The organism is Nocardioides sp. YIM 152588, assembly GCF_040191335.1.
GTDB lineage: Bacteria > Actinomycetota > Actinomycetes > Propionibacteriales > Nocardioidaceae > Nocardioides.
On the sequence record NZ_JBEGDJ010000008.1, the window covers coordinates 11919 to 30671 of the forward strand.

Annotated in this window: 18 protein-coding genes; 7 read left to right on the forward strand and 11 right to left on the reverse strand. The window is 72.6% G+C overall.

Features of this window, described 5'->3' with window-relative positions:
- Window positions 1-34: 34 nt before the first annotated feature.
- Genes ABLM29_RS06200 through ABLM29_RS06210 form a run of 3 tightly spaced genes read right to left on the reverse strand, consistent with a single transcriptional unit; the run spans window position 35 to window position 2662 of the window.
- Window positions 35-652: a TetR/AcrR family transcriptional regulator gene (locus ABLM29_RS06200; protein WP_349713107.1), complete on the reverse strand. Its 618-nt coding sequence runs from the start codon at window positions 650-652 to the stop codon at window positions 35-37.
- Window positions 645-1448 carry an SDR family oxidoreductase gene (locus ABLM29_RS06205; RefSeq protein ID WP_349713109.1) on the reverse strand — a complete coding sequence of 268 codons (804 nt, stop codon included), beginning with the start codon at window positions 1446-1448 and terminating at the stop codon, window positions 645-647. Before ABLM29_RS06205 ends, ABLM29_RS06200 begins: the two co-directional genes overlap by 8 nt.
- Window positions 1448-2662, reverse strand: a complete 1215-nt coding sequence (locus ABLM29_RS06210) for an acyl-CoA dehydrogenase family protein (RefSeq protein ID WP_349713110.1) — start codon at window positions 2660-2662, stop codon at window positions 1448-1450. Before ABLM29_RS06210 ends, ABLM29_RS06205 begins: the two co-directional genes overlap by 1 nt.
- 52 nt (window positions 2663-2714) lie before the next feature.
- Here ABLM29_RS06210 and ABLM29_RS06215 point away from each other — a divergent pair, with 52 nt between their 5' ends.
- Genes ABLM29_RS06215 through ABLM29_RS06230 form a run of 4 tightly spaced genes read left to right on the forward strand, consistent with a single transcriptional unit; the run spans window position 2715 to window position 7437 of the window.
- Window positions 2715-4268 (forward strand): FadD3 family acyl-CoA ligase, encoded by a 1554-nt coding sequence (locus ABLM29_RS06215; RefSeq protein WP_349713112.1) that lies wholly within the window; start codon window positions 2715-2717, stop codon window positions 4266-4268.
- A gap of 45 nt (window positions 4269-4313) precedes the next feature.
- Window positions 4314-5474: an acyl-CoA dehydrogenase family protein gene (locus ABLM29_RS06220; RefSeq protein WP_349713114.1), complete on the forward strand. Its 1161-nt coding sequence runs from the start codon at window positions 4314-4316 to the stop codon at window positions 5472-5474.
- Window positions 5471-6442, forward strand: coding sequence for an acyl-CoA dehydrogenase family protein (locus ABLM29_RS06225; protein WP_349713116.1), 972 nt, complete (start codon window positions 5471-5473; stop codon window positions 6440-6442). Before ABLM29_RS06220 ends, ABLM29_RS06225 begins: the two co-directional genes overlap by 4 nt.
- Entirely contained in the window at window positions 6442-7437 is a 996-nt protein-coding gene (locus ABLM29_RS06230; protein ID WP_349713117.1) for an acyl-CoA dehydrogenase family protein, read from the forward strand. The genes ABLM29_RS06225 and ABLM29_RS06230 overlap by 1 nt, the downstream gene beginning before the upstream one ends.
- A gap of 103 nt (window positions 7438-7540) precedes the next feature.
- Here ABLM29_RS06230 and ABLM29_RS06235 read toward each other — a convergent pair whose 3' ends face one another.
- From ABLM29_RS06235 to ABLM29_RS06260, 6 genes are all read right to left on the reverse strand, one after another.
- The gene (locus tag ABLM29_RS06235; RefSeq protein WP_349713118.1) at window positions 7541-8566 is read right to left on the reverse strand and encodes a trypsin-like serine peptidase; all 1026 of its coding nucleotides are present in this window, start codon (window positions 8564-8566) and stop codon (window positions 7541-7543) included.
- Window positions 8567-8617: 51 nt separating this feature from the next.
- Window positions 8618-9268, reverse strand: coding sequence for a flavin reductase family protein (locus tag ABLM29_RS06240; RefSeq protein WP_349713120.1), 651 nt, complete (start codon window positions 9266-9268; stop codon window positions 8618-8620).
- Between the two features lie 32 nt (window positions 9269-9300).
- A complete protein-coding gene (gene hsaC, locus ABLM29_RS06245) occupies window positions 9301-10200 on the reverse strand; it encodes an iron-dependent extradiol dioxygenase HsaC (RefSeq protein WP_349713122.1) in 900 nt (299 codons plus the stop codon).
- A complete protein-coding gene (gene hsaD / locus ABLM29_RS06250; RefSeq protein ID WP_349713124.1) occupies window positions 10197-11117 on the reverse strand; it encodes a 4,5:9,10-diseco-3-hydroxy-5,9,17-trioxoandrosta-1(10),2-diene-4-oate hydrolase in 921 nt (306 codons plus the stop codon). The genes hsaC and hsaD overlap by 4 nt, the downstream gene beginning before the upstream one ends.
- Complete coding sequence (gene hsaA, locus ABLM29_RS06255) at window positions 11117-12304, reverse strand: 3-hydroxy-9,10-secoandrosta-1,3,5(10)-triene-9,17-dione monooxygenase oxygenase subunit (protein ID WP_349713125.1); 1188 nt, start codon at window positions 12302-12304, stop codon at window positions 11117-11119. The genes hsaD and hsaA overlap by 1 nt, the downstream gene beginning before the upstream one ends.
- Window positions 12305-12421: 117 nt before the next feature.
- On the reverse strand, window positions 12422-13219 hold the full coding sequence (locus tag ABLM29_RS06260; protein ID WP_349713126.1) for a 2-keto-4-pentenoate hydratase: 798 nt from the start codon (window positions 13217-13219) through the stop codon (window positions 12422-12424).
- A 34-nt stretch (window positions 13220-13253) separates the two neighbouring features.
- Between ABLM29_RS06260 and kstD the strand changes: the two genes are divergently transcribed.
- The gene (kstD, locus tag ABLM29_RS06265) at window positions 13254-14918 is read left to right on the forward strand and encodes a 3-oxosteroid 1-dehydrogenase (RefSeq protein ID WP_349713127.1); all 1665 of its coding nucleotides are present in this window, start codon (window positions 13254-13256) and stop codon (window positions 14916-14918) included.
- A gap of 122 nt (window positions 14919-15040) precedes the next feature.
- Entirely contained in the window at window positions 15041-15919 is an 879-nt protein-coding gene (gene chsH3, locus ABLM29_RS06270) for an enoyl-CoA hydratase ChsH3 (protein WP_349713128.1), read from the forward strand.
- Between the two features lie 33 nt (window positions 15920-15952).
- Here the strand turns inward: chsH3 and ABLM29_RS06275 are convergent, their stop codons facing one another.
- Together ABLM29_RS06275 and ABLM29_RS06280 are read right to left on the reverse strand one after the other, a co-directional pair.
- On the reverse strand, window positions 15953-16510 hold the full coding sequence (locus ABLM29_RS06275) for a hypothetical protein (protein WP_349713129.1): 558 nt from the start codon (window positions 16508-16510) through the stop codon (window positions 15953-15955).
- Window positions 16511-16626: 116 nt separating this feature from the next.
- Window positions 16627-17073 carry an MOSC domain-containing protein gene (locus tag ABLM29_RS06280; protein ID WP_349713130.1) on the reverse strand — a complete coding sequence of 149 codons (447 nt, stop codon included), beginning with the start codon at window positions 17071-17073 and terminating at the stop codon, window positions 16627-16629.
- A 116-nt stretch (window positions 17074-17189) separates the two neighbouring features.
- On the opposite strand from ABLM29_RS06280, the gene ABLM29_RS06285 reads away from it, so the two are divergent.
- Complete coding sequence (locus ABLM29_RS06285; protein ID WP_349713131.1) at window positions 17190-18692, forward strand: glycoside hydrolase family 5 protein; 1503 nt, start codon at window positions 17190-17192, stop codon at window positions 18690-18692.
- Window positions 18693-18753 lie beyond the last annotated feature (61 nt).

Here is an 18753-nt window from a genome sequence, read left to right on the forward strand (position 1 = left end):
GATGGGTGGTTTCGAGGCTCGCTTCGCTCGCACCTCAACCACCGGGCTTTGCGATCCCGTCGAGCAGGATCCGCACGTACTGGTCGGCGATGTCGGTGTGGGTCAGGCCGCGACCGGGCTGATACCAGCGCACCGCGACCCAGACGGTGTCGCGGATGAACCGGTAGGTCAGGGTGACGTCGAGGTCCGCGCGCAGCACGCCGGTGCGCACGCCCTCCTCGATCAGCGTCACCCAGACCTGGCGGGACTGGGCGTTGCGGTCGGCCAGGTAGGCGAACCGCGGGAAGGTGCCGAGGTGGTCGGCGTCGTTCTGGTAGATCGCCACCTCGTCGTGGTGGTTCTCGATCGCCTCGAACGAGACGCGGACGGCGCGCTCGAGCTTGGCGCGGGCGTCCTCACCGCTGGCCAGGATCTCGTCGTACTGGGCGAAGAGCTGCTCCTGGAAGGTGGAGAGGATCTCGTCGACCATCGACTCCTTGGAGTCGAAGTGGTGGTAGAGGCTGCCCGACAGGATGCCGGCGGCGTCGGCGATGTCGCGGACCGTGGTGTTGCGGAACCCCTTCTCGGCGAACAGGCCGGCCGCGACCCGCAGCAGCTCGGCCCGGCGGCCCGAGGTGCTTCCCTTCGGGGCCTGGGTGCTCGTCTCAGGCATGCTGACTGCTCACCGAGACGACCTCGCCGGTCATGTACGAGGCGTAGTCGCTGGCCAGGAAGACCATCACGTTGGCGACCTCCCAGGGCGCCGCCGCCCGCCCGAACGCCTCGCGCTGCTTGAGCTCGACGAGCAGCTCCGCGGAGGTCACCTTCTCCAGGAACGGGTGCATCGCCAGGCTCGGCGAGACGGCGTTGACCCGGATGCCGTGCTGGGCCAGGTCCGAGGCCGAGCACCGGGTCAGCGCCATCACGCCCGCCTTCGCGGCGGCGTAGTGGGCCTGGCCCTCCTGGGCGCGCCAGCCGATGACCGACGCGTTGTTCACGATCACGCCGCGCTTGCCGGCGTCGACCATCCGGCGGCCCGCTGCGCGCACGCAGCGCATCGTGCCGGTCAGGGTGATGTCGAGGACCCGGCTCCACTCCTCGTCGGTCATCTCCAGGATGTCGGCGGTGCCGCCGAGGCCCGCGTTGTTGATCATCACGTCGACCCCGCCGAACTCCTCGGCGGCGTCGAGCAGCGCGACGACCTGGTCCTCGTCGGTGACGTCGCAGACGAGCTGGCGCACCCGGTGGCCGCCGAACTCCTCCGCGAGCGCCTTCTCGGCCTCCGCCAACCGGCGGGCATGGGTGTCGCTGAAGACGACCGCCTTCGCGCCCTCCTCCAGCGCCCGCCGTACGACGGAGGCGCCGATGCCTGCGCCGGCGGCGGCCGTCACGACGACCACCTTCCCGGCGAGCAGGTCGTGGCCGGGCACGTAGTCGGGCATCGCCTGCTCGATCTTACTCGTGGTCATCAGGCTCCCTTGGCCTCTCGGGGAAGGCCGAGCACGCGCTCGGCGAGGATGTTCTTCTGGATCTCGTCGCTGCCGCCGTAGATCGTGTCAGCACGGGAGAACAGGAAGAGGCGCTGGTGCGCGTCCAGGTCGTAGTGCTCCTGGCTCAGCCCGCGCCCCGCCCGGGTGAGCAGCCCGTCGGCGCCGGCGACGTCCATCGCCACCTCGCCGAGCCGTCGGTGCCACTGCGCCCAGGCGAGCTTGAAGATCGACCCGGCGCCGCCGCCGGCGGCGGAGTCCTGCCCGCCCTCGACCAGCGCGAGGGCCCGCAGCGCGAAGCTGCGGATCGCGGTGAGGTCGACCTTGAGCCCCGCCAGCCTGTCCCGGAGAACGGGATCGTCGATCGCGCCGTTCTCCTTGGCGCGGGCGACCACGTCGTCCAGCTCGCGCGCGAAGCCGACGGTCTGGCCGAGGGTGGAGACGCCGCGCTCGAAGCCGAGCAGGCCCATCGCCACGCCCCACCCGGCGCCGACCTCGCCGACCACCAGGTCGGCGTCGGTGCGGGCACCGGAGAAGAAGACCTCGTTGAACTCCGAGCCGCTGGTCAGCTGCTCGATGGGACGGATCTCGACACCGTCCTGCTGGAGCGGGACGAGCAGGAAGGAGAGGCCGCGGTGGCGCTGCGAGCCCTGCTCGGTGCGCGCGACGACGAAGCACCAGTCGGCCACGTGGGCCATCGAGGTCCACACCTTCTGGCCGTCGATCACCCAGCTTCCCCCGTCGAGCCGCGCCTTCGTCTGCACGCCGGCCAGGTCGGAGCCGGCGCCGGGCTCGGAGTAGCCCTGCGCCCACAGCTCGTTCACGGCAACGATCTCGGGCAGGAATCGCTGCCGCTGCGCCTCGGTGCCGAACGCGATGAGCGTCGGCCCCAGCAGCTGCTCACCCAGGTGGTTGACGCCGGCGGGGGCCCCGGACCGGGCGTACTCCTCGTGGAAGATCACCTGCTGCCACAGCGACAGGCCACGCCCGCCGTGCTCGGTCGGCCAGCCGACGGCGGTCCACCCGTGGGCGGCCAGGTGCCGGTTCCAGGCCAGCCGCTCGTCGTGCGCCTCGTGCTCGCGCCCGGGGCCGCCGAGGCCACGCAGGGCACCCCACTCGCCGCGCAGGTTGTCGGCCAACCAGTCGCGGATCTCCGCACGGAACGCGCGGTCCTCCGCGCTCTCGGTCAAGTCCACGGTGCTACCCTACCAAGCAAATGCTTGGTAGGCCGACAGGGGAGGACCAGGAATGACCGAGACGACCCCGACCGGGGAGGCTCCGGCGGCGCTGCCGGAGACGATCCCGGCGGCGCTGCGCGCGGCCGCGGCGACCCACGGGGAGCATCCCGCGTACGTGGACGGCGACCTCTCCGTCTCGTTCTCCGCGCTGCTGGACCGGGTGCGCGCGACCGCGCGCGGCTACGTGGCGGCGGGCCTCCAGCCCGGCGACCGGGTCTGCCTGTGGGCCCCGAACAGCATCGACTGGGTGGTGGCCGCGCTGGCCGTCACCTACGCCGGCGGCACCCTGGTCCCCCTCAACTCCCGCTACACGGGACACGAGGCGGCCGACATCGTGGACCGGTCCGGCGCCCGCCTCGTCGTCGTCGCGGACGGCTTCCTCGGCCGCGGCCAGATCACCGAGCTGCGCGCCGCCTCCGGCCTCGCCGCGGTGGCCGAGATCATCGACCTGGCCGACCTGGACACGCTCGCCCTGCGCGGCGAGGCGATCGAGGCCAGCGCCGTCGAGACCCGCGCCGACGCGGTGACCGGCGACGACATCGCCGACATCCTGTTCACCTCCGGCACCACCGGACGCCCCAAGGGCGCGATGACCGCGCACCGGCAGACCGTCGGCGTCGCTCGCACCTGGGGCGAGCTCGGCGGCGTCACCGCGGCCGACCGCTACCTGGTGATCAGCCCGTTCTTCCACTCCTTCGGCTACAAGGTCGGCATCGTCACCGGCCTGACCACCGGCGCCACGCTCTACCCGGTCGCCACGTTCGACGTCGCCGCGACCCTGGCGCTGATCGAGTCCGAGCGGATCTCGGTGCTGCCCGGCGCCCCGACGATCTACCAGTCCCTGCTCACCGCGCCGACCCGCGGCGAGCACGACCTCTCCTCGCTGCGGCTCGCGGTGACGGGGGCCGCCGTCGTACCGGTGGTGCTGATCGAGCGGATGCGCGAGGCCGCGCCCGAGGGCCTGGGGATCGACCAGGTGGTCACCGCCTTCGGGATGACCGAGGCGGTCGTGGTCACCATGGCCCGCGACGGCGACGACGCCGAGCTCGTCGCCACCACCTGCGGGCGCGCGGTCCCGGGCATGGAGACCCGGATCGACGCCCCGGACGAGACCGGCGCCGGCGAGCTGCTGGTCCGCGGCGACTACGTGATGCGCGGCTACCTCGACGACCCCGAGGCCACCGCGGCGGCGATCGACGCCGACGGCTGGCTGCACACCGGCGACGTCGGCACGCTCGACGCCGCCGGCAACCTGCGGATCACGGACCGGCTCAAGGACATGTACATCTGCGGCGGCTTCAACGTGTATCCCGCCGAGGTCGAGCAGGCGCTGATGCGCCTCGACGGTGTGGACGACGTCGCCGTGGTCGGCGTGCCGGACGAGCGGATGGGCGAGGTCGGCAGGGCGTACGTCGTCGGCTCGGCCGCGCCGGGGGACGTGATCGCCTTCGCGAAGGACCGGCTGGCGAACTTCAAGGTGCCGCGCAGCGTGGCGAAGGTCGACGCCCTCCCCCGGAACCTCGGGGGCAAGGTGCTCAAGAACGAGCTGAGGACCGGTGGTTGAGGTGCGAGCGAAGCGAGCCTCGAAACCACCTCAGAAGGAGATGCAATGGATCTGACGCTGTCGCAAGACCAGCTGGCCTTCCAGGCCGAGGCCCGCGCCTGGCTGGCCGAGAACGTGCCGGCGGAGCCGCTCCCCTCGATGGACACCCCCGAGGGCTGGGCGCTGCACCAGGAGTGGGAGGCCCGGCTGGCCGCCGACCGCTGGTCGGTCGTCTCCTGGCCGCGGGAGTACCACGGCCGCGAGGCGTCGCTGGTCGAGTGGGTGATCTTCGAGGAGGAGTACTACCGCGCCGGCGCACCCGGCCGGGTCTCCCAGAACGGGATCTTCCTACTCGCGCCGATCATCTTCGAGCACGGCACCCCCGAGCAGCAGGACCGGTTCCTGCCGACGATGGCGACCGGCGAGCGGATCTGGGCGCAGTGCTGGAGCGAGCCCGAGGCGGGCTCGGACCTGGCGTCGCTGAAGTCGGGCGCCCGCCGCGACGACGAGCGCGGCGGCTGGGTGCTCAACGGCCAGAAGACGTGGTCGTCCCGGGCCGCGCTGGCGCACTGGGGCTTCGGGCTGTTCCGCTCGGACCCCGAGGCGGAGCGGCACCGCGGCCTCACCTACTTCCTCTTCCCGCTCGACGCCGACGGGATCACCGTCCGCCCGATCGCGCAGCTCGACGGCGAGGCCGGGTTCGCCGAGGTCTTCTTCGACGAGGTCTTCGTGCCCGACGCCGACGTGCTCGGGGCGCCCGGCGACGGCTGGCGGGTGGCGATGAGCACCGCCGGCAACGAGCGCGGGCTCTCCCTGCGCTCCCCCGGCCGCTTCACCGCGGCGGCGGACCGCCTGCTCGCGCTGTACGCCGACCGGCCCGACCCCCGCGTCGCCGACCGCGTGACCGACGCCTGGATCAAGGCCGAGGCCTACCGCCTCTACACGTGGGGCACCGTCACCCGGCTCGCCGACGGCGGCGACGTCGGCGCGGCCGGCTCGGTGAACAAGGTCTGGTGGAGCGAGCTGGACGTCGCCCTGCACGAGACGGCGCTGGACCTGCTCGGCCCCGAGGCCGAGGTCGGCTCCCGCTGGCTGGACGGCTACACGTTCTCCCTCTCCGGCCCGATCTACGCCGGCACCAACGAGATCCAGCGCAACATCGTGGCCGAGCGGATCCTCGGCCTGCCACGCGAACCCAAGGGCGAGACGAAGGGAGCCGCTCGATGAGGTTCGAGCTCACCGAGGACCAGCGCGACTTCGCGACCGCGCTGGACGGGCTGATCGCCGGCAGCGACCCGGTCGGCGCGGCGCGCGCCTGGGCCGCCGACGACACCGCCCCCGGCCTGGCGCTGTGGAAGCGGGTCGCCGACCAGGGGGTCAACGCCCTGGTGGTGCCCGAGGAGGCCGGCGGCGTGGGCGCGAGCGCCGTGGAGCTGGTCGTCGCCTTCGAGGTGCTCGGCCGCCATGCCGTGCCCGGGCCGTGGGTCGAGTCGGCCGCCTACCTGGCCACCGCCCTGGACGGCGAGGACCGGGAGGCGGTCGCCGCGGGCGCGGTCGCCACCGTCGCGGCACCGCCGCACGCGCCGTACGCGCTGGACGCGGACGTCGCCGAGCGGGTCTACCTGGCCGGAGCGGGCGGCCTGGCCGAGGCCACCCCGAGCGACCGGGCCACCTCCGTCGACGGCACGCGGCGGCTGTTCCGGGTCGAACCCGGCACCACCCGCGTGCCCGGCGACCGGGCCGAGGAGGCGTTCGACCTGGCCGCGCTGGCCACGGCCGCCCACCTGCTCGGCGCCGGCGAGCGCGTGCTCGCCGACTCGGTCACCTACGTCAAGCAGCGCCGCCAGTTCGGCCGTGAGATCGGCTCCTACCAGGCGATCAAGCACCACCTCGCGGACGTGAGGATCGCGCTCGACTTCGCGCGCCCGCTGGTGGCCGGCGCGGCCCTGGCGGCCGACGGCCCCGCGGCCGACCGGGCGCGGGCCGTCTCCGCGGCGAAGGTCGCCTGCTCCGACGCCGCCTACCTCGCCTCCCGCACAGGACTGCAGGTGCACGGCGCGATCGGCTACACGCAGGAGTTCGACCTGAGCCTCTGGATCACCCGGATCCGTGCGCTGGTCGGCGCGTGGGGCACCCCGGCGTACCACCGGGCGCGGGTCCTCGACTCCCTGCTCGCCGCCGGCGGTGAGGGCTGATGGAGTTCGCGCTCGACGAGGACCAGCGCGAGCTCGCCGCGACCGTCCGGGCGGCGCTGGAGAAGCGTGCCGACTCCGCGGCGGTCCGGGCCGCGATGGAGTCGTCCACGGGCTACGACGCCGACCTGTGGGCCACGCTGGCCCAGCAGATCGGCGTTGCCGCGCTGGCGGTGCCGGAGGAGTACGACGGCGTCGGGGCCACGTTCTTCGAGACCGCGATCGCGCTGGAGGAGCTCGGCCGCACCGTGGCGCCGAGCCCGCTGCTCGGCACGACCGTCGCGACCCAGGCACTGCTGGCCGGCGGCACCGAGGAGGCCAAAACCCGGCTGCTCCCCCGGCTGGCCGCCGGGGAGGTGGGCGCCGTGGTGCTGGCCCAGGACGGGCCCACGCTGGACGCGGACCGCGCGACCATCCTGCTCGCGGTGCGGGGCACCGACCTGGTCGAGCTCACCGGCGCCGCCGCCACCCCGGCGGAGACGATGGACCAGACGATCCGGCTGGGTGACGTGGATCCGACCGGCGCCACGGCCACGGTGGTCGGCGACGGCGCAGCCGCGCGGTCCCGGGCCGACCTGGTCCTCGCCGCCGGCGCGGCCGCACTGGCCGTGGGCCTGGCCCAGCGGGCGCTGGACGAGACGGTCGACTACGCCAAGCAGCGCCAGCAGTTCGGGCGACCGATCGGCTCCTTCCAGGCGCTCAAGCACCGGATGGCCGACCTGCTGGTGCGGACCGAGATCGCGCGCTCGGCGTCCTGGGCGGCGAGCTATGCGCTGGACGACCCGGCGGCGTCGGCGGAGGAGACGGCGCTGCTCGTGCACACCGCCGCGGCGTACGCGGTGGAGGCGGCGCGGCTGGTCACCGGCGAGGCGATCCAGCTGCACGGCGGGATCGCGATCACCTGGGAGCACGACGCGCACCTGTGGTTCAAGCGTGCGCACGCGCTGGGCGAGCTGGCGGGGCAGCCGCACCGGCACCGGGCCGCAGTCCCCCTCTGAGCCCACCGCTGGTTGAGGTGCGAGGCGCCCCAGCGCCGAGCCTCGAAACCTGCGGTGGCGGTGGTTTCGAGGCTCGCTTCGCTCGCACCTCAACCACCGGCGGTCAGGGGTTGGCGGCGCGGACCATCTTCCGGACCACGCGACCGAGCGGGTGCGCGATCAGCCGCGGCTTGGCGCTCACCGACCGGGAGGTGACGGCCCAGATCGGCCCCCTCTTCGCGCCCCGGCGCTTCAGCATCCAGGGCCCGCCGCTCGAGCCGCCGGTCATGGTGCACCGCAGGGAGGCGTCGCGGTTCGCGCCGGCGCTGTTGATCCGCTTGGTCCGGCCGTCACAGCGCCACGCGCGACGCCCCTGGTAGGGGGCCGCGGCGGGCCATCCCCAGATCCGGGTGCGCTTCTTCGCCGGACGGACGCCGAGCCGCACCTCGTTGCCGCCGACGACGTCGACCAGCTTCTTGCCGGCGCGCTTGCGGAGCTTGATCACGGCCTGGTCGCGCGCGAAGCTCTCGTTCTCCGCCCAGCCGCGCGTGACGTAGGCGGTGCGCGCCCGCCACTTCCCGAAGGGCTTCCTGCCATTGCGGTAGCGCGGCACGAAGACCCAGTCGGAGAAGAACCGCGGCTGGTCGATCAGCGAGCCGATGACCGGGATCCCGGACGGGTTCGGCCCGGTGTGGACGCAGTGGCCGGCCGTGAGGATCAGGTTGCGCCGCGGGGAGCGGATCGCGGCGGCGGAGCAGACGTAGTCGAGGTCGCCGTCGGAGAAGAACAGCTTGCCCACCGACCGCGGGACGCGAGCCTTCGGGCCGGTCGGCACCGCGTCGGCCTGCCGCGCCACCGCGCGGGAGTCGGCCGGGGTCGGGGTGCCGACCGCGGACCCGCCGACCGTCAGGTCCAGCGGGATCGCCGCGGCCATCCGCTTCCGGGTCCAGGCGGCGCGCACGGTGGGCCAGCCGCGTTCGACGGTCCGGGACAGCACCGCGCCGTCGTCGGTGCGGGTGCCCGCACCGGTGGCGCCCGCCGCATGGGGGTCGACGGGCGCCACTGCGAGACCGATCCCGCAGCAGAGCCCGAGCGCGCCGAGAAGCGAGCGCCGGCACCGGCCGCGGATCGAGCGTGTGACCGAGTTCACACGAACATTAACGCACAGGAAGCGACGGGGTCACGCCCCCGTCGCGGCGGATCAGCCGTCCGTGGTGCGGTAGCGCCCCTTGAAGTAGAGCAGCGGCTCGGTGACCTCGGCCTCCTCGGCGTGCACCTCCAGGTGCCGCACCCGGCCGACCACGAGGTAGTGGTCACCCGCCTCGTAGACGGCATGGATGGTGCAGTCGAGGTGGGCGAGGGTGCCGTCCAGCACCGGGGCGCCCGTCGAGGCGGCCGGGCTCCACGACAGGCCCTCGAACTTGTCGATGCCGCGCGTCGCCATCGCCGCGGAGACGCCCTCCTGGTCGGCGGCCAGGACGTTGACGCAGAAGCGCCCCGAGCGCTGGATCAGCGGCCAGGCCCGCGAGGTCTTGGCGGGGATGAACATCACCAGCGGCGGGTCCAACGAGACGCTGGAGAACGACTGGCAGGTCATCCCCACCGGCTCGTCGCCCGACATGGTGGTGACCACGGTGATGCCCGAGGCGAAGCAGCCGACGACGTCGCGGAAGCGGCGCGCGGCCGCCTTCGCCGCCGGGTCGTCGTGGACGACCAGGTCCTCGCCGGGACGGAACTCGAAGTCGACCTCGGCGTCGCCGAGCCAGGAGTCGATCAGACCCGACGGCGGCCACGTGGCGCGCGCGTCCGGACTCATCCCCTCCGGCAGCTCGGGCGTCGGTTCGACAGGCACAGCACCCACGGTAGTGACTCCACCCGCCCCGTTCAGTTCCCGCCGCCGAAGTCGTGGCCCCAGTAGGACACGGCCGTCGACTCCCGCGCGACCCACCGGTCGTCGTCGACCCGCAGGCCCTCGGTGCCGAACTCGACGTCGAAGCCTCCCGGCGACTTCACGTAGAACGAGATCATCTCGTCGTTCATGTGCCGGCCGAGCGTCGCGGACAGCGGGGCCTTGTGCTTGCGGACCCGCTCCAGGGCGCGCCCCACGTGGTCGAGCTCGTCGACCTCCAGCATGATGTGGACGCACTTGGACGGGTTCGGCATCGGCAGGAACGCCAGCGAGTGGTGCCGCGGGTTGACCCCGAGGAAGCGCAGCCAGACCTTGCTGCCCGGCTCCTTGCCGACGAACTCGCCAGGCATGCTCATCGAGTCGCGCAGCCGGAAGCCGAGCACGTCGGTGTAGAACCGCAGCGCCTCGACGTCGTCGAGCACGGGCACCACGATGTGGCCCATCCCCTGGTCGCCGGTGACGAACCTCGCGGCGTACGGCGTGACCACCGGCCGCGACTCGTAGGTGATGCCGTGGAACAGCTCGAAGACGTTGTCCCACGGGTCGCGGAACCGGATCATCTCCTGCACCCGGCGCTCGTCCAGCTCCTCGCGCGTCGCCTCGTCGAACGCCACGCCCGCCTTGTCCAGGTGCTCGCGCGCGGCCTGCAGGGCCTGGTGGTCGGCGAGCTCCCAGCCCGAGCACTCCAGCCCGTCGACGTCCGCGGGCACCACGACCAACCGGGCCGAGACCTCGTCGATCCGCCAGTACTGGTGGTCGGGGTTCGGGCCGCGCCCCTCGGCGAGGCCGAGCACCTTGCCGGCGAACGTGCGCCAGGCATCGGGATCGGTGCTGGCCACCCGGATGTAGCCCATGGACTTGATGTCGATCGTCACTGCGATCCTCCGGAAGGTTGCGTGCGCTCGCGGTGCCGGGCCAGGAAGCCGACGGCGACCTCGCGGAACTCGTCGGCGGCCTCGATCTGCGCCCAGTGGCCGCAGCGCGGGAAGACGTGCAGCTGAGCCTTCTGGATCAGCTTGAGCGCCACCATGGCGCCGTCGAGCGGGTTGACCCGGTCCTCGCGGCCCCAGGTGAGCAGGGTGTGGTGGCGCAGGCGATGGGCCTCGCGCCACAGCATCCCGTCCTCGGCGGTCTCCGGGTTCCAGAACGACATGCCCATCGAGCGCATCGCCTCCCGGGCGCCGGGCGCGGTCGCGTCCGCGAACCGCTCCTCCACCAGCTCGTCGGTGACGAGGTCCTGGTTGACCACCATCGTGGAGATGAACGCCCGCAGCGCCTCCCGCGAGGGCTTCGCCCCGAACTCCATCAGCCGCTGTACGCCCTCGGTGGGGTCGGCGTGGAACAGGTTGAGCGAGAGGCCGCCGGGTCCCATCAGGATCAGCCGGCCGACCCGGTCCGGGTGGCTCAGCGCCAGCCGCATCGCGGTGCCGCCGCCGAGGCTGTTGCCGAGCAGGTGCACCTTCTCCAGGCCGAGCTCGTCCATCAGCGCGACCACGGCGTCGGCGGAGAACCGGTAGTAGTTGCCCACCACCGCGGGCTTGTCCGAGCCGCCGAACCCGGGCTGGTCGACCAGCAGCGTCCGGTACTTTGCGGCGAAGCCCTCCAGCGCGGAGCCGAAGTTCGACCAGGCCGAGGCGCCGGGTCCCCCGCCGTGCAGCATCACCAGCGGCAGCCGGTCGGCCTTCTCCGCGCCCTCGCGCAGGTCGGCCTCGTAGTAGTTGAGCGTGAGCTCGCCCGCAGCCTCGGTCTTCACCGTGACCGACGAGCGGACGTCGTCCTTGAGCAGCGGCATCAGTACATCCCGGGTTCGATCTTGTGGCCGAACTGCTGGGCGCCGTACATCTGCAGGGCCCGCTCGGGGTCGTTGGCGGCGTGCACCCGGCCGGCGTGGGCGTCGCGCCACACGCGCTGCAGGTAGGTGCCCTCCGCGAGCGCGCGGCCGCCGGAGGCCTCGAACAGGGTGTCGATCGCCTCGATCGCCCGCGCCGTGCCCAGCACCTGGTCGCGGCGCACCCGCAGGCGCAGCTCGAGCGGGATCTGCTCGCCGCGCGCGACGTGCGCCTGCTCCTCGCGGAGGTTGCTCATCACCAGGGCCCAGGCGGCGTCGATCTCGGAGGAGGCGCGGGCGATGCGCACCGCGGAGAACGGGTCGAGGGAGGCCTTCTCGCCGATGTACGCCGCGCGCACCCGCTTCTGCTGCATCTCCACGTGCTCGGCGTACGCGCCCCGCGCCATGCCGATGATCGGCGTGGCGATGGTCGAGGTGAAGATCGAGTGGAAGGGCAGCTTGTAGAGGTCGCTGGTGTTGATCGCCTGACCGGGTCCCTTGCACTGGCCGGTCTCACCCATCGAGAGCGTGAACTCCTCGGGGATGAAGGTCTCCTCCACGACGATGTCGTTGGAGCCGGTGCCGCGCAGGCCGACCGTGTTCCAGACGTCGACGATCTGGTACTTGTCCCGGGGCACCATGAAGGTGCGGAAGTCCACGACCTGGCCCTCGGTGTTGAACACGAGGCCCCCGAGCAGCACCCAGGAGCAGTGGTCGCAGCCGGAGGAGAAGCTCCACTTGCCCGAGAGCATGAAGCCGCCCTCAGCCTGGACCGCCTTGCCGGTCGGGGCGTAGGAGGACGAGAGGCGGACGCGGGTGTCCGCGCCCCAGACTGCCTGCTGCGCCTCGTCGGAGAAGAGCGCCACCTGCCACGGGTGGACGCCGACCACGCTGGCGATCCAGCCGGTCGAGCCGTCGGCGGAGGCGATGTCGCGGACCGCGGTGTAGAAGGCCAGCGGGTCGGCCTCGAGGCCGTCGAAGCGTCGCGGCTGGAAGAGCCGGAAGAAGCCGGTCTCCTCCAGCTCCTTCACCGACGCGTCCGGGACCACCCGGAGGCGCTCGGTCTCGTCGGCGCGCTCACGGAAGGTCGGCAGCAGGTCGCGGACGCCGTCGAGGACGGACTGCACCTCCGCCGGGAAGGTCTGGGTCATCGGGAGCTCTCCTCGTTCTGGGTGGGGCGAAGGGCCGTTGGTAGATAGTAGAACACGTTCTAGTTTTTCGGAATCGGGACCCGCCCGGTCACCGGGAATCGGCGTCCCTGCCGGCGATCAGGCACCGAACTCGACCGCCAACGGCTCGAAGCCGCTGATCGCGGCCTCGACCTTGTCGCCGGGCGCGAACGGCACGAACGGGCCCAGCGCGCCGGAGAGCACCAGGTGACCGGCCCGCAAGGGGTCGCCGAAGCGCCAGGCCTGGACGGCCAGCCAGCGCAGGGCCTCGAGCGGGTCGCCGAGACAGGCGGCACCGTTGCCGGCCGAGCGCTCCTCACCGTTGACGGTCAGCGACATCTCGACCTCGCGGGGCTCGAGCCGGCTCAGCGGCAGGCCGGCGCTGCCGACGACGTAGAGCCCGCTGGAGGCGTTGTCGGCGACCGTGTCGGTGAACCCGATGTCCCACCCCTCGATCCGGGAGTCGACGATCTCCAGTGCCGGAAGGGCGACGTCGACCGCCGCCCGCACCGCGGCGAGGGTGATCTCCTCCTCCGCGTCCGGGTCGACGTCGGCGCCGAGCACGAAGGCGACCTCCGCCTCCACCCGGGGCTGGACCAGGGTGCGCATCGAGATCGGGTGGTCGGCACTGACGTCCATGTCGTCGAGCAGGTAGCCGAAGTCGGGCTGGTCGACGCCGAGCTGGTTCTGCACGGCCTCGGAGGTGGCGCCGATCTTGCGACCGACCACGGTCGCCCCGGCCTCGAGCCGGCGACGCACGAGGCCCTGCTGGACGGCGTACGCCGCGGGCAGGTCCGCGGTCCCGATCAGGTCCCGCACCGCGGCGCAGGGGACCCGGTCCTCCTGGGCGGCGGCGAGGCGGTCGACGGCGGCGGCGATGGCGTCCTGGGAGGTCACATGGCGATAGTAGAACCTGTTACAGTTTTGTGCCATGAAGGACTCCTACGACGTCGTCGTGGTCGGCGCCGGCGGCGCTGGCATGTCGGCCGCGCTCTCCGCCGCGCACCGTGGCCTGGACACCGTGGTCATCGAGAAGAGCGACTACTTCGGCGGCTCCACCGCGCGCTCCGGCGGCGGCGTCTGGATCCCCGGGAACTACGCGCTCGAGGCCGCGAAGCAGGTCGATCCCGGTGACCGGGACGCCGCCAAGACCTACCTCGACTCGATCGTCGGCGACGTCGTGCCGAAGGTGCGCCGCGACACCTACCTCGACCGCGGGCCCGAGGTGCTGGACTTCCTCAAGGAGAGGACGCCGCTCCGGTTCACCTGGGTGCCCCAGTACTCCGACTACCTCCCCGAGAGCCCCGGTGGGCGCGCCGCGGGGCGGAGCGTCGAGCCGGTGCCGATGGACGCCCGGTTCCTCGGGGACGAGCTGGACCGGCTGCACCCGGCGTACACGAAGGCGCCGGCGAACATGATCGTCACGCAGGCCGACTTCCGGAAGATCAGCCTCGGCCTGCGCACCGTCCGGGGCCCGCTGACCATGGTCAAGGTGCTGCTCAAGCGGATGGTCTCGCTGCTGCTGGGCCGGAAGATGTACGCGATGGGCAACGCCATCGCGATCGGGCTGCGCAAGGGCCTCGTCGACGCCGGGGTCCCGGTCGAGTACGGCACGGCGCTCGCCGACCTCCTCGTCACCGACGGCCGGGTGACCGGCGTCGTGGTCGAGGACGCCGACGGCACCCGCCGCGAGATCCACGCCCGCCGCGGGGTGATCCTCGGCTCCGGCGGGTTCGAGCACAACCAGGAGCTGCGCGAGAAGTTCCTGCCGCAGCCGACCGCCGAGGAGTGGTCCACCGGCGCCGCCTCCAACACCGGCGCGGGCCTGCTGGCCGGCACGGCCGCCGGCGCCGCCACCGACCTGCTCGACGACGCGTGGTGGGGCCCGACCGTCCCGCTGCCCGGCCGCGCCTGGTTCTGCCTCGCCGAGCGGAACCTGCCCGGCTCGATCATCGTGAACTCCGCCGGTCGTCGGTTCATGAACGAGGCGCTCCCCTACGTCGAGGCCACCCACGAGATCTACAAGGGCCAGGCCACGGGCGTCGACCACGTGCCGGCCCACATGGTCTTCGACCAGACCTATCGCAACCGGTACCTGTTCGCGGGCGTCGCCGGCCGGCAGCCGTTCCCCGGCCGCTGGTACAAGGAGGGCGTGGTGACCCGGGCGGACTCGCTGGCGGCGCTGGCGGAGAAGCTCGGCCTGCCCGCCGACGCGCTGGCCCAGACCGTCGAGCGGTTCAACGGCTTCGCCCGCTCCGGCGTCGACGAGGACTTCGGGCGCGGCGAGTCGGCGTACGACAAGTACTACTCCGACCCCACGGTGAAGCCGAACTGCTCGCTCGCGCCGATCGAGAAGGGCCCGTTCTACGCGGTCAAGATCGTGCCCGGCGACCTCGGCACGAAGGGCGGCCTCGTCACCGACGAGCGGGCCCGCGTGCTCCGCGAGGACGGCAGCGTGATCGACGGCCTGTACGCCGCCGGCAACGTCTCCTCCGCGGTCATGGGCAACACCTACCCCGGCCCCGGGGGCACCATCGGACCCGCGATCGTCTTCGGCTACCTGGCCGCCGAGGACCTCGCCTCGTCGGCCACGTGACCACCTGGTGGTTTCGAGGCTCGCTTCGCTCGCACCTCAACCACCGGACGCCGGTGGTTGAGGTGCGAGGCGCCCCGGCGCCGAGCCTCGAAACCACCACCACCTGAGACTGGAGCCCTGACATGCCCATCGACCCGTCCGTCGCGATCGGCGCCGACCTCGGCACCCGCACCTTCCCCTGGACCGAGTCCGACGTCCTGCTCTACCACCTGGGCGTCGGCGCCGGCTCGAAGCCGGGCGACAACGTCTCCCCCGCCGCGCTGCGCTACACGCTCGACGGCCCCGACCTGCAGGTGCTGCCGTCCTTCGCCGTGGTGGCGCCGACGTTCCACGAGACCGACCCGCCGCCCCTGGACCTGCCGGGCTGCGACATCAACCTGGCCCAGGTCGTGCACGGCTCGCAGTCGATCGAGGTGACCGGCCCCGTGCCGACCGCCGGCACCGCCCACCTCTCGGTCACCCTCACCGACGTCTGGGACAAGGGCCGGGCCGCGGTGATCTGGCAGGAGGGCGTCGCCCGGGACGACGACGGCACCGAGCTGTGGCGGGTGCGCTCCTCGATCTTCGTGCGCGGCGAGGGTGGCTTCGGTGGCGAGCGCGGCACCTCCGAGCCGGTGGTCGTGCCCGACCGGACCCCCGACCTGGTGACCACCTACGAGGTCACCCCGCAGCAGGCGCTGCTCTACCGCCTGTGCGGGGACCGGAACCCGCTGCACGCCGACCCGGCCTTCGCCGAGGCGGCCGGCTTCCCGGCGCCGATCCTGCACGGCCTCTGCTCCTACGGCATCGTGCTGCGGGAGCTGACCGACGGCCTGCTCGACGGCGACGCGGCCAAGGTCGGCGGTTTCGGCGCCAAGTTCGCCGGCGTCGTCTTCCCCGGCGACACGATCCGAGTCGCCGGCTGGCGCGAGGCCGACGGGATCATCGGCTCGGCGACGATCCACGACGGCGAGCGCGACGGCGCCCCGGTGCTCTCGGACGTGGTGCTGACGCTGTCCTGAGCTGCCGCCCTCGCACCTCGACCAGCGAGGGCGTCAGCCCTCGTCGACCCAGTCGGTGAAGGAGCGCGGCTCGCCCAGCCAGTCGACGAGGCCCGTGCTGGTCCCGTCGCTGCGGGTCCCCGCGACCCGGTCGGCGATCCGCACGGACTCCGCACCGTCGAGGGCGTCCTTGGACATCCGCATCCGGACCTTCTCGTGCCGGTAGTCGAGCTTCATGGAGTAGGTGCCCTCGACCGGGTCGCCCCACTTCTTGTGCCCGAAGCCTTCGGTGTGGAGCAGCACGTAGTCGGTGCCCTGGAAGTAGCCGCCGACGAAGACGAACTCCGGGCCCTTGTCGTCGGCGTCGGTGTCGACGTACAGCGTGCCCGAGGAGCCGCTGCTCGGGGACCGGCGGAGGTTCTGGTGGGTGGTGACCACGAGCAGCCTGTTCTCGCCGTTGACGATGCGGACGGCGAGCAGGTCGGAGCCGTGGGCGGTGTCGTCCGGGTCGGTGACCCGGGCGGTCGCTGCGTCGGCGGGGCCCGTCAGGCCGAGCACGAGGGCGGCGGTCGCCGCGAGTGCGGCGGGGACGATGAGGGGGTTCCTGGTCATGGCGATCTGGTGTTCCTGTGAGTGGAGGAGGCGCCGGGGCGCCGCGCCCGGGTGGGGCACTCCTGACAGACGCGCGAACCCCCCGCCCAGATGCATCCGATCCCGAGAAATCCCGATCACTCCGCGCGGACGGCGTCGCCGAGCGCGATCCGCCCGCCCTCGAGGGCACGGAAGACCGTGCCGGCGCGCCGACGCAGCGCCTCCTGGGCGCCGGCACCGATGGTGTCGTCGAGCAGCCGGCAGGGCGCGGCGACGCGGACCACCTCCAGCAGCGCCTCGCCGACCCGCAGGCGCACCCCCGGCTCCCGCGGTACGACGCCGTGGCTGATCGTGAGGTTGCGGCGGGTCAGTTCGGCCGGGACCTCGCTGCCCAGCACCGACGCGGCCTCGTCCAGCGACTCCGCGGACTGCACCGTCACGTGCCGGTGCCGGGTGCCGTGGTAGCGGTCCCCGACGATCCCCTTGCCGGCCTCGAGCACCACCGCGTCGACCGCTCGCATCGGCAGCCGGGTGGCCTTCGCGACGTGGATCGCCACCACCGTCGGCGTACGGGTCTCGTCCATGCGGCGAGTATCGACGAGACCCCGGGTGACACGTCCACGAAAAGGAGGGTCTAGACGGATCGTCCTCACTACGCTGAGCCGGCCCCTGTGACCCACCGCACACCCAGGAGACGTACTTGTCCCGTCGTTCCCGCCTGCTGGCCGGCGTCGCCGCGCTGGCCCTCCTCCCCGCACTCACCCCGGCGGCAGACGCCGCCCCGGCGCAGGCACCCGAACCCCACACCTACGTGCCGTTCCCGACCGGGACCACCACGACCGACGACGGCGACACCGTGCTCGCGGACCGGCACGGCCGCGCGGTGCAGCTGCGTGGCGTGAACCTCGGCAAGTTCGACGACATCGGTCGCGCCGACGTCGCGACCATGGGCGAGGCGGGCTTCACGCTGCTGCGGCTGCCGATCCAGTGGCGACGCCTCGAGCCCACCCAGGACGCCTACGACGCCGGTTACGTGCAGCACATCCGCGACGTCCTGCGCTGGGCCCAGCGCTACGGCCTCAAGGTCCTCGTCGACTGGCACCAGGACGTCTTCGGGCCCGCGTTCGGCTTCGACGGCATCCCCGAGTGGGCCACCCGCACCGACGACATCCCGTTCGAGCGGGTGGAGGGCAACTGGTTCAACAACTACTTCCACCCTGCGGTGCAGGCGGCGTTCACCCACCTGTGGAACGACGAGGACCTGCGGGAGGAGCAGGTCGAGGCCTGGACCTACCTGGCAGACCAGCTCGAGGGGTCGCCGGCGCTGCTCGGCTACGACCTCTTCAACGAGCCGATGGGCGGCACCCTCACCTTCGAGGACGTCCTCAACCCGGACCCGACCGACCTGATCACCAAGGCGGCCGTCTTCGAGGCCACCGACCTGTCCGACATGTACGACCGGCTCATCGCCGGCATCCGCACCGTCGACTCGCGGTCCTGGCTCTTCGTGGAGCCGACGGTCCTGGTCGGCGAGGGCGTGCCGACCTCGCTGCGCGCCTTCGACGACCCGCGCCCCGGCGCGGACCGCATCGGCTACGCGCCGCATGCCTACTCGACCTCCGTCGAGGACGGGGAGGACTGGGACACCGCCAGCGGGTTCGTGGAGACCTACGAGGCCGCCATCACCCTGTACCCCCGGGAGAACGCGATGCCCGTGGTCGTCGGTGAGTGGGGCCCGATCAGCGGCCAGACGCCGGGCAACCAGGAGCTGGTCCGCCAGCAGACGGCGAGCTTCACGCGCTTCGCCAGCGGCTGGGCGATCTGGTACGGATGCGCCAACGAGGAGGGCGGCGGCTACTGCGTCTTCACCGAGGACGGCCACCTCGACGCCGGCCGCGCGGCCGCATGGGCGCCGTACGCGAAGGTGCTGGCCGGCACGCAGGTCGCGGAGTCCTACGACGTCGACGCGAAGCGCTACGTCCTGACGTACCGCCCGCAGCGCAAGCAGGGCCTGACGCGCCTGGTCGTGCCGAGCGGGTTCGGCCGGCTGATCGACGTCCGGGTGACCGACGGCGAGGGCCGCGCGCCCGCGGTGGTCCGGGTGTCGCGCCCGAGCGACACCGGTGCCCGCACGATCGCGATCCGGGTGGCCGGCAGGGTCGACCCGGGCAGCACCTGGACGGTGCGGATCACACGCGGCTGACCGCCGCACGACGCCCGAGGGCCCCGGAGCGCTGCTCCGGGGCCCTCGACGCGTCTCGGCG